9 protein-coding genes are annotated in these 11,858 nt (G+C 37.5%); all 9 read right to left on the bottom strand.

Annotation, left to right across the window (positions count from 1 at the left end):
- Position 1: 1 nt before the first annotated feature.
- Entirely contained in the window at positions 2-1,609 is a 1,608-nt protein-coding gene (gene spoVB / locus acear_RS00520) for a stage V sporulation protein B (RefSeq protein ID WP_013277092.1), read from the bottom strand.
- A 131-nt stretch (positions 1,610-1,740) separates the two neighbouring features.
- On the bottom strand, positions 1,741-2,301 hold the full coding sequence (spoVT, locus tag acear_RS00515; protein WP_013277091.1) for a stage V sporulation protein T: 561 nt from the start codon (positions 2,299-2,301) through the stop codon (positions 1,741-1,743).
- Between the two features lie 196 nt (positions 2,302-2,497).
- Positions 2,498-6,025 (bottom strand): transcription-repair coupling factor, encoded by a 3,528-nt coding sequence (gene mfd / locus acear_RS00510; RefSeq protein ID WP_013277090.1) that lies wholly within the window; start codon positions 6,023-6,025, stop codon positions 2,498-2,500.
- A 72-nt stretch (positions 6,026-6,097) separates the two neighbouring features.
- The gene (locus acear_RS00505) at positions 6,098-6,325 is read right to left on the bottom strand and encodes an anti-sigma-F factor Fin (RefSeq protein WP_013277089.1); all 228 of its coding nucleotides are present in this window, start codon (positions 6,323-6,325) and stop codon (positions 6,098-6,100) included.
- Between the two features lie 83 nt (positions 6,326-6,408).
- Positions 6,409-6,969 (bottom strand): aminoacyl-tRNA hydrolase, encoded by a 561-nt coding sequence (gene pth / locus acear_RS00500; protein ID WP_245526691.1) that lies wholly within the window; start codon positions 6,967-6,969, stop codon positions 6,409-6,411.
- Positions 6,970-7,051: 82 nt separating this feature from the next.
- Entirely contained in the window at positions 7,052-7,726 is a 675-nt protein-coding gene (locus tag acear_RS00495; protein WP_013277087.1) for a 50S ribosomal protein L25, read from the bottom strand.
- A gap of 74 nt (positions 7,727-7,800) precedes the next feature.
- On the bottom strand, positions 7,801-8,748 hold the full coding sequence (locus acear_RS00490; protein ID WP_013277086.1) for a ribose-phosphate diphosphokinase: 948 nt from the start codon (positions 8,746-8,748) through the stop codon (positions 7,801-7,803).
- 50 nt (positions 8,749-8,798) lie between these two features.
- Positions 8,799-10,157, bottom strand: coding sequence for a bifunctional UDP-N-acetylglucosamine diphosphorylase/glucosamine-1-phosphate N-acetyltransferase GlmU (gene glmU, locus acear_RS00485; RefSeq protein ID WP_013277085.1), 1,359 nt, complete (start codon positions 10,155-10,157; stop codon positions 8,799-8,801).
- Positions 10,158-10,268: 111 nt separating this feature from the next.
- Positions 10,269-11,852, bottom strand: a complete 1,584-nt coding sequence (locus tag acear_RS00480; RefSeq protein WP_013277084.1) for an N-acyl-D-amino-acid deacylase family protein — start codon at positions 11,850-11,852, stop codon at positions 10,269-10,271.
- Positions 11,853-11,858 lie beyond the last annotated feature (6 nt).

Here is an 11,858-nt window from a genome sequence, read left to right as displayed (position 1 = left end):
ACTATCCCCTCACTAATCCAAGTTTAAGTAAAATATCTGCTAATCTATCTCCTATCTTAGGAATTAATTTAAGATCCTTCTCCTTTACTGCTCCTGTTATTAATAGAATTAAGCTATAAACTACTGCTCCTACTACGACTGCCCCTAAAGTAGAAAGGGTATTATTCTGTAACAGAGTTATTCCTTGACTATAAGAGAGCTTTACTAACAGACTCATAACTACTACAGCTAAAATAGGCTTTAATAACATATCACGATAATTATAGTCATAACCAATCAAGAGGGCAATTGATAATAAATTTAAAAGAGCAGCTAAACAGAAACCAGACGCAGTAGCTACAGCTGCACCTCTGATACCAATGCTGGGTATAGCCGTTAAAAAATAATTCAATACAGCATTTAAAGCTCCTCCTAAAAATAGATTTCGGGCGGGAATAACCGTTTTACCGATCCCCTGTAAGATGCTGGAGCTAGTCTGCTGGAGACAGACAAATATAACTCCCCAAGATACATAACGCAGCGGAATCCCTGCTTCCGGCTGAGCAAATAACATCTGGCTGAGAGGCGTAGCCAGTAAAAAAAGACCTGCTGCTGCTGGTAGACAAATAAAGACTGTTAGTCTTAATGCAGACTGGGTTCGAATCTTAATCAATCTATCCTCTCCTAAAGAAAAAGCCTCTGAAATTGTCGGCACCAAACTGGCTGCTAGGGAAACAGTAATAATAGTTGGAAAATTAACTAGCACCATAGCCATTCCAGCAAAATTGCCGTATAATCCTGTTGCTTCTGAAATACTAAAACCTGCCACCTGAAGCCGCCAGGGAATAAGTGTAGCATCGATAAACTGCATTAACGGCAGTACTAAAGCACCTAAGGTAACCGGAATAGCCAGAGAAGCAAGCCGCTGTAATATTCTATGTACTGGTAGATTATCTCCAGGACCACTTACAGCAAATTCATCTACTTCCTGTTTATTCTTATAATAGATATAAAGCAGTACTGTCAGGCCTGCAACTGCACCTGTCACTGCTCCAAAAGCTGCACCACCAGCAGCAAACTCGACTCCTTTGGATAATAATAAGTAAGCTAAAAGCAGCATAGTGCTCATTCTCACTAGCTGTTCTACTACCTGTGAAATAGCCGTCGGTGTCATAGTCTGCAAGCCTTGAAAGAAGCCGCGGTAAGAAGCCATTATTGAAACAAAAAATACAGCTGGAGCAATAGCTAAGACAGAATAAAAAGCCCTCGCATCCCGTAATACATTCTGGGCTAAAGGTTTAGCAGCAATAATTAAGCCTGCTGAAAATACCAAACCCAAAATAAAACTGATACTTAAAGCCACTCGGAATATTCTGTATGCACTCTTTCGATTATCTTCTGCTACCTTTTCAGCTACCAATTTAGAAATCGCTACTGGAATTCCCGACCTGGAAATCACTAAAATAATTGTATAAATAGGATAAGCCATCTGATAGAGGCCGATTCCCTCTTTACCAATTAAACGAGTTAATAAAATACGATAAACCAGCCCCATTGCTTTACTAATAAAGGCTGCTATGGTTAAAATCAAAGCCCCCTGTAAAAAGCCTTGTTTTCTATTTTCAGCCATCAATTGACTCCCTTTCTTATCTTACTCTAACATTCTATACTTTCTCCATTCTATATTCAAGAAAACATTCTAAATCCCTTTTAAAATCAAGAAAAAAGGTGAGCCACAAACTGACTCACCTTAAGTAATAATTAATCCTCCATCTGTCTGGCCAAAAAACCAGCCGCAGTATTTGCCAGTTTAACTTCTAAATCTCCCATTGTATCATCAAGTTCTTGAGAACTTAAAACAACAGCACCAATTGATTTGCCTTCTAAAGAGATAACTGGAGCTAAAACCTGTACACTGAATTTACAATCCTCATCATCTTCAAGGCAGCCTTCACAAAAAGAATGGGCTCCAGGATCTTCAATAATTACTGTTTCCTGTTTATCCATAACCTCTTCTGCAGCCTGACTAACCGGTTTATCCAGAAACTTCTTATCAGGAGCACCAGCAACTGCAACTACTACATCCCGGTCTAAAACACAGGCTATATACCCGGTAACTTCATGTAAAGAATCAACATATTCTTCAGCGAATTCATTCAACTGACCTAAAGGAGAGTATTTCTTTAAAATAACCTCTCCATCTCTATCAACAAATATCTCTAGCGGTTCGCCTTCTCGAATCCGCATAGTTCTACGAATCTCTTTAGGAATAACTACACGTCCTAAATCATCAATCCGCCTGACTATTCCTGTTGCTTTCATAACTTCTGGTTAAACAGCCTCTTCTGTCATATAACTGTCCAACCAGCTTTCACCTCCTTGAATTTATAATTCATGTGAATGTCTTCCATTTGTACATAGTATATAGCTAATCTTATATTTTTATTCTTTAACTCCACTAAATAGTACTAATTATTGATGTAAAATTTAACATATACCCCAGGAGGTGAAAGAAAAATTATTTCAAATCTTGACTAGCAATTAAGTAGTCCAGAACTTCAGCCAAAATTTCTAAAATTTTGACATCACTTTCTTCTGTTTCAAGCTTCAATACAGGTTCCTTAGCTGATTTAAAACCAATCTGTTGAGAGTATTGGTCACTCAATTTTAGTATCTGTGGTCCGGATAGATAATCTGCTGTATTGAAATTAACCATTATTAACCCATCTTTACTTTCAATGCTTTTAACATCCAGATTTAAAGCTAAAACTTTAATTTTAGAAATCATAACCAAATTCAATACCGACTGAGGAATGGCTCCAAATCTATCCCTTAATTCAGCTTTAACTTCTTCTACTTCAGTTAAATTCATAATTCCAGAAATTTTTTTATAGATTTCTATCTTCTGTTTTGAATCAGGTATATAGTCTTCGGGAATATAAGCATCTAGCTCTAAATCTATATTTATTTCAGCCGCCTCTTCTTCATCATCTTCTCCCTTTAATTCATTAACTGCCTGTTCTAACAGCTTACAATAAAGTGAAAAGCCGATTGCCTCAATATGCCCGTGCTGTTTTGGGCCTAAAATATTACCGGCACCTCTAATCTCTAAATCACGCATAGCTATCTTGAATCCAGAACCTAAGTTAGTAAATTCCTTTATAGCCTGTAAGCGCTTTTCAGCTACCTCTGATAGAACCTGATCCTGTTGATAAAGCAAATAAGCATAAGCTACTCTATTAGTCCGGCCTACTCTGCCGCGCAGCTGATAAAGCTGGGCCAGCCCTAGTTGATCAGCATTATTAATAAGTATAGTGTTGACATTAGGAATATCAAGACCGGTTTCAATAATAGTGGTACAGACTAAAACATCATGCTCACCATCCAAAAAGCCTAACATAATCTTCTCTAACTTGGCTTCACTCATCTGTCCATGGGCAGTTACTACTTCAGCCTTAGGCAGCAGCTTCTTAATTTTAGCTGCTACTTTATCAATATTCTTCACCCGATTATGGACAAAATAAACCTGCCCCCCGCGGTCTATCTCTTTGCGAATAGCTTCGCGAATTAGATCATCACTATATTCTCTAACATAGGTTCTAATCGGATATCTATTCTGCGGAGGTGTTTCAATTAAACTCATATCCCTAACTCCAACCAAGGACATATGGAGCGTCCGAGGAATAGGAGTTGCCGTCAGCGTCAAAACATCAATACTCTTTTTTATCTGCTTCAATCTCTCTTTATGCTTAACTCCAAAGCGCTGTTCTTCATCTACAATCAAAAAACCTAAATCATTGAATTCAATATCAGTTGATAAGATCCTATGGGTTCCAATAATAATATCGATTATTCCTTGCTTTAAATCCTCAATTATCTTTTTCTGCTCTTTAGCTGTTTTAAATCTACTCAACATTCCTACTTTAACAGGATAATCTTCAAATCTATCAATAAAAGTATTCAAATGCTGTTGGGCCAAAATAGTAGTCGGTACCAGCATAGCTACCTGTTTGCCATCCAATACTGCTTTAAAAGCAGCTCTGATAGCTACTTCAGTCTTACCGTAGCCCACATCACCACAGAGCAGCCGATCCATAGGCTGTGGGGATTCCATATCCTCTTTAACTTCTTCAATAGTTTTAAGTTGGTCTGGAGTCTCTTCATAAGGAAAATCAGACTCAAATTCCTGCTGCCAGACAGTATCCTCACTGAAAGCATATCCATCCTTTACTTCGCGCTCAGCATAGATATCTAACAGTTCTTCAGCCATTTCCTGGACTGATTCTTTAACCCGCTGCTTCACGCGGGCCCAATCATTACTACCTAGACTGTATAATTTAGGTTTATTACCTTCTTTTCCAACATATTTTTGAATTAAATTCACCTGGTCTGTAGGTACATAGAGTTTATCCTCATCAGCATATTTAATCAATAAATAATCCTGATTATGTCCTTGAACCTCTAACGTCTTGACACCTAAGTACTTCCCGATTCCGTGGTTCTCATGGACTACGTAATCACCTACATTCAGTTCTTCAAAAGAAGAAATCTTAGCTCCTTGGTCATAAGTCTTAGTTTTTCGTTTCTTTTTACGCTGACTCTGACCGAAGATATCAGTTTCAGTAAATAAAATAAATTTTAAATCTGGCAGTGAAAATCCTTTCTGCAAAGCATCAGTGGTAACAGCTATATTTCCCGATTGTAGTTTATCTGTGATTTCTTCAGTATAAAAAGCTGTTAAATCTTCTTCTTGTAAAGAATTAATCAACCTCTTACATTTACTCTCGGTCGATAAAGTAATAATTACTCTATATTGCTGCTCTATTAACTGCTTTAGCTCATCTAAAAAATGATTTATCTGTCCTCTAAAAACCGGCGTCTCTTTTAAATTAAATTCTAACTTTCGATCAACCCTTAAACTTTTTATCTCCTGCGTCTTATTTAAGTATAATTTAGAATAATCATAAGTTTCAGTTAATAATTCTTCAAAGCTTGCAAAATTTTTAGCATAACTGCTCAATACACTGCCTTGATTCAATAAAGAAAGACGTAATCCATTATGATCATCCATTAAATCTACAGCACGTTTTTGGATCCGATTTGGACTATCAAAGACCAAACTACCTTCATTAAAGTAATCAATCAAGGTAGACAATCCTGAATAAAAAGCAGGTAAGTACTGCCGGATTGCAGGAAACTGAATTCCTTCTTCTATCTGTTCCAGGTCAGTCTCAAGCTTTCTTTCTAACTCCTTAGCCTCTTTGTTCTTCCCATCTTCTATTAAAACTTCTCTATTCTGTTTTAATTCCTTATTCAATTTAGCTATCCCCTGTTGTAATGAGTCTGAATCCAGTAAAATCTCTGTTGCCGGCGGTATATGAACATCATTTAATTCCTTAATTGAACGCTGGGTAGCCAGATCAAATTCCCGAATTGATTCCACTTCATCACCAAAGAGTTCAATTCGAACTGGGTTACTTCGCGTTAGAGGATAGATATCAATAATTCCGCCGCGAATACTGAAATCACCTTTATTTTCTACCATATCAACCCGGCAGTACCCCTGATTTATTAACTGTGAACTGATCTTTTTTAATTCTACTGTAGAATCAAAATCAATTCTAAATGAATAATCAGCAAAGATATCTGCGGGCGGCAGCTTCATCAGCAAGGCCTGAATTGGAGCAATAATTATAGATTCATCTCTAGTTGTTAACTTCTCTAAAGCTGTTAACCTCTGAACTTTAACAGAGATATCAACTTCAATACTTTCATGCGGCAGAACTTCCAACTGAGGAAATAAAAAAATCTCTTCAGTAGCAAGCAGACGCAGTAATTCTTCATAAAGCTCAGCAGCCCGCTGCCAATTATAAGTTAACAACAAAAATTTATCACTTACTTGCTCATATATGTTTGCTGCTATAAACGCCCGCTGTGAAACTGAAAGATTAACCTCTAGTTGGGTATTCAAGTTTTCAGTAAGATTCTTTTTAAGATTTCCAATTTTCTCTGTCTTAGCCAATAAATCAGATAAACCAGCTTCCATTTCCACTTAACTCCTTTTTAAATTCCATTCCTACATACCAAAAAAGGACCTTAACAGCTACCAAGGCCCCTTTTAATGGATTAAATTATTGTTCACTAAAGAAATTAGATCATCCTCTGCTTCACAATCATCACAGATAATTCCAATTTCAATTTCATCTTCTGTTTCATTAATTATATCTTCTTTTTCACCAGGCGTCAAGATAGAAAATCCTAATTTATCTTCAGTTATTTCTTCAGCATCAACTTCCAATCTATCAATTACGTCATTACATTGGCTACAGTAATATACTAATTTCATAATTACTTTCCTCCTATCATAGTTAAAACTATATTTCATTTCACATATAAGTATTCGTTAAAAATAAGAATAATATGTATGGCTTAGTTATATTTATTCATAGCCTGCTCTATTCCCTGATCCAGAATAACTCCAATAGCTTCAACCGCTTCCCTAACGGCTCTAGCTGCCTTATCCCTCTCTTCTTTATCAAATTTACCTAGCACATAGTCAGGAACTGTCATATATTCCGGCGGCCGTCCGATACCGATCTTAATCCGGGAAATATCAGTACTTCCTAGATGATTAAAGACAGATTTAACTCCATTATGGCCGCCGTGGCCTCCGGAAGACTTAATCCTTAAATGGCCAGTATTTAAATCCAGATCATCATAAATAATAATTACATTCTCTGGAGCAATATCATACCAGTTAACTAATTTTCCTACTGCCCGTCCGCTATTATTCATATAAGTCTGAGGTTTAGCTAAAATTACTTTCTCTCCTTTAAAATACAGACTTCCAGTTAAAGCTTCCTGTTCCTCCTTTTCAATCTTAATCTGCTTTTTATCAGCAAAATTATCAATAACTCTAAAGCCTATATTATGTCTGGTTGCTGCATACTTAAATCCTGGATTACCCAAGCCCACAACTAACTTCATCATTATCAATCCTCCAAAAAAATAATAAAAAGCGTAATCAATTTAAATTGATTACGCCTGCAGTAGAATCTATCTAAGTATTTATTTATGCTTCTTCAGTTTCCGCTTCTGCTTCACCTTCTACTTCTTCACCTTCTTCGTCTGGCTCTTCACCGATAACTTCTGGTTCAGTAACAAGATCTTCTTCTAATTCATCTTCATCCTCATCAAGATCAAGCTCAGTAGGAGCAACAACTGTAACTACTACTTCATCACCAGAAGTAGTGAGCTCAATGCCTTCACCGGCTTCTAAATCGCCTACGTGTAAGGACTCTCCTACCTCTAACTCAGAAATATTCAGCTTTAAATCAGAAGGAATTTCTGTTGGTAGACATTGAACTTCTACCTTTCTAAGTGTCTTCTGTAAAACCCCACCTTCTTTTACTCCCTCAGCAACACCTTCAAGGGAGATTGGAACCTCTACCACAATCGGTTCATCAAGAGCAATCTGATGGAAGTCTACATGTAGATATTCATCAGTAATTACATCCTTTTGCACATCTTTAACCATAACTGTCTTCTCTTCACCATCAACCTGTAAATCAATAATAGCATTTCCACCTGTTACATCTGCTAGCTCTGTAGCATCTAGTTTTAAATTAATCGGTTCCTGGTTGCGACCATAAACAACTCCAGGAACTAATCCCTGTTCTCTTAATCTACGGGCTGACCCTGTTCCAGTTTCATCTCTTAACTCAACATCAAGCTGTACGCGTTCCATTGATACCCACTCCTTTTCTAGGTTCTCCTCATGACCAGTATTTTAACATTTTTTTCAGCAAAAATCAAAATTTTTTAGTCAAAGAGTACGCTAACTGATAAATCTTTAAAGATTCTATCAAGTGCTTCTCCCACTAAAGGAGCAATTGATAATACCTTAACCTTGTCCAATTTCTTCTCTTCTGATAGCGGAATAGTATTGGTAACTACTACTTCCTCTAGAACCGATTCTTTCAATCGATCAATTGCCGGACCAGAAAAGATCGGATGAGTACAGCAGGCATATACTTTTTTAGCTCCTTTATTCTTCAATACTCTGCCGGCTTCAGTAATTGTTCCGGCAGTATCGATCATATCATCCAATAAAATAACATTCTTATCGGAGACATCGCCGATAATATTCATCACTTCAGAAACATTAGGCTCTGGACGGCGCTTATCAATAATAGCAATTGAAGTATCAAGTCTTTCAGCAAAATCACGACATCTTTTAACTGATCCTACATCCGGAGCTACCACAATAGTATCATCTAAGCCTTTATTTAAAAAGTATTCTGCCAAGATAGGTGCACCCAATAGATGATCAACTGGAATATTAAAGAAGCCCTGAATCTGAGCTGCATGGAGATCTATAGAAACTAATCTATCTGCTCCAGATGAAGTCAATAAATTTGAAATCAATTTAGCAGAAATAGGATCTCTAGGCTTGGCTTTTCTATCCTGTCGGGCATAACCAAAGTATGGCACCACTGCTGTAACACTACGGGCAGATGCTCTCTTAAGGGCATCAATCATTATCAATAATTCCATAATATTCTCGTTTACTGGGGGACAAGTAGGCTGTACAACAAAAACATCTGAACCGCGAACACTTTCTCTGATCGTAACACTGATCTCACCATCACTGAACCTGAATACTTCTGCATCTATTAAAGAAGTTCCTAAATAATCACATATTTCTTCAGCTAACTTTGGATTCGAATTACCTGTAACTACCGTCAACTTTTCTTTATAAGATGTCATTATAAAACTGCCCTCCTGTTTAATTACACTTAATAGACTATCTCCAAACCTTAATTTTCCCCTTCAGAATTCTTCTCTTTAGCCGGCACCCCCAATACTAAAGTATTATCAGCTACATCTCTGGTAACTACTGAACCGGCTCCAGTAACAGCCCCTTGCCCAATCTCAACTGGAGCAACTAAAGTAGAGTTGCTACCAATGAAAGCCTGGCTTTGAATCTCTGTCTTATGCTTCTCTTCTCCATCATAATTGGCTGTAATAGTGCCTGCTCCAACATTTACTTCTTCAGCAATCATAGTATCTCCTATATAGCTTAAATGAGGTACTTTACTTTGATTTCCAACTTTAGATTCTTTAATTTCAACAAAACTGCCGGCCTTTCCTTCCTTGCCAATCTCAGTTCCCGGCCGTAGATAAGCAAAAGGACCTACTTTAGTGCTATCTCCAATCTCAGCTTCACGGATAACAGAATGCTCTACAGTTACTTCAGACCCCAATTTAGAGTCAATAATTCTGCTCTGTGAACCAATAACTGTTCCATCACCTATCTCAGTTTCTCCTTCTATGGTAGTAAAGGGATGAATAATAACATCTCTTCCAATCTCCACTTCCTGATCAATAAAGGTATTCTCAGGATCAATAATAGTTACCCCTTCATCCAAATGCTGATTACAGATCCGCTTCTGTAGAATCTTCCCTGCCTGAACCAGATGACGCCTAGTATTAACTCCCAATATTTCTGATTTATCATCAGTTACCACTGCTGCAACCCGATTATTCTCTTCTTTAAAGACTTCAATTATATCTGTTAAATAATATTCTCCCTGAGCATTATCATTATCAATCTTATCTAAAGCCGAAAATAGAAGCTGACTATCAAAACAATAGGTTCCAGTATTAATCTCTTTTATCTTCTTCTCTTCAGCAGTAGCATCCTTATCCTCTACAATCTGTGCAACATCCCCTGTCTGCTCACGAATAATCCGTCCATATCCAGCAGGGTCCTCAACTTCTGTAGTCAGTACAGCAGCAGCAATTCCTTCCCTCTGCTGTTGTTGGAATAATCTATTCAGAGTATCAGCCGTAAGCAACGGTGTATCGCCACATAGAACCAGTACTGAACCAGTAAAGTCTGCTAATAGATCTTCAGCCTGCATTACTGCATGACCGGTTCCTAACTGTTGGTTTTGATAAGCAAATTTAACATTAGAATCTTCCAAGTTAGACTTAACTAATTCACTTTTATAACCGATAATAGCTATATTTAAAACAGGATTAAGAGTATCAGCAGTAGAGATAATATGTTCTACCATTGATTTGCCGCCAATTTTATGTAATACTTTGGGCAGTTTAGACTTCATTCGAGTTCCTTTTCCAGCCGCCAGAACAATAGTGGCTAATTCTGCCATACTAAACCTCCTTAGGTAATTAAACCGAAACTACTCTAAATCCAATTAACAATTATTTAAGATAGCAATCAACCGACCATATTATAACAAGGAAATAATTTGATGTCAAGGTTATAAATTAATCAACACTCTACCCGGTAATGCTGAAGTCTGTTCTGCATCTTCAACAACAGGCTGCCCATTTATTATTAAATACTTAAGTCCTGCAGCATAGCGGTGAGGCTGCTTGTAGGTAGCCTGATCTGTAAATTCTGTTAAATCAAATACAGCCAGATCAGCCTTTTTTCCTACTGCTATTTCTCCCCTATTATTCAGTCCCAGTTTCTGAGCCGGCAGATAGGACATCTTCTTAACTGCTTCTTCTAAGGTAAGAAGCTCCTTATCTTTAACAAACTTATCAATCACCCGCGGAAAGCTTCCATAAGCCCTAGGATGAGGCTTCCCTTGATCCAATAAACCATCTTTCACTCTAGTCAAGCTATCTGAACTGATCATTGTTTCAGGAAACTCCAATACTTTCTTTAGATCAGCTTCGGAAATAGAGAATTTAACCATGCTTATCTGCAGCTCTTCTTCAATTAAAAGCTTAATAACTATGTCAGCCGGTTTTTGATTTCGTCTTTCAGCTATCTGAGTTATACTCTTACCTTCTAGATGCTGATTATCATCACTGCTTACTTCTGAAATCAGAATCTTACTCCAATAATCTTTTGGCTGCTGCTTCTGCTGCCAGTATTGTTTTATTTCTGCTACAGACTTTTTATTCTGTAATCGCCTCAGAACCTTCTCTTTACCACCCTCTTTTATTTTAGCCGGTAGTAAAGCCGCCAAGCCTGTAGAAGTGGCCAGGTAGGGATACATATCACAGCTAATATTAAATCCTTCATCTCTTGCTTTAGTAATCAGTTCTAAAGTTTTATCTACTTTACCCCAATTATTTTTGCCGATGGCCTTATGATGGGAAATCTCAACTGAAACTCCAGTTTCTCGGCCAATCTTAATTGCTTCCTTAACTGCTTTTATTAATTCATCTCCTTCACTTCTAAGATGTGTGCTATATATACCATTATATTCAGCAGCTACCTGAGCCAATTCCATTAATTCTTCAGTAGCTGCATAAGAAGAAGGAGGATAGATTAAGCCAGTAGATAAGCCCCAGGCTCCATCCTCTAGGGCAGATGCCAGTAACTGCTTCATTTCAATTAATTCGTCGTTAGTCGGCCTGCGAGGTTCATCCCCCATAACAGATTTCCGTAACAGACCATGGCCTACTAGAGATGCTATATTCAAGGCAGTCCCTTTCTTTTCTAACACTCCAAAATAACCTGCAAAGCTCTGCCACTCAAGTTCTAAATTGTACTTATCTAAACTATCCTGTACTGCTTCAGTACTCCGGTCAGTAACTGGAGCAGCAGAACTTCCACAGTTTCCTACTACTTCTGTTGTTACTCCCTGATAAACTTTACCTGAAGCTTTAGGATTGGCCAGAATAGAATACTTAGAATGAGAATGAATATCTATAAATCCCGGAGCAATAATTAAACCCTCAATGTTATATTCTATACAAGCATTTAATTCCTTTAAATCGCCTAACTTCACAATCTCTCCATCCTTGATTCCTATATCAGTTCTAAATCTATCCCTGCCGGTTCCATCCACAACAGTCCCACCGCTTAATTTTAAATCAAGCTTCATTCTTAT

Source organism: Acetohalobium arabaticum DSM 5501, assembly GCF_000144695.1.
In the GTDB taxonomy this organism is placed as follows: Bacteria; Bacillota; Halanaerobiia; order Halobacteroidales; family Acetohalobiaceae; genus Acetohalobium; species Acetohalobium arabaticum.
The sequence above is the reverse complement of the archived record's forward strand: the minus strand, read 5'-3'. Positions and strand labels throughout refer to the sequence as shown.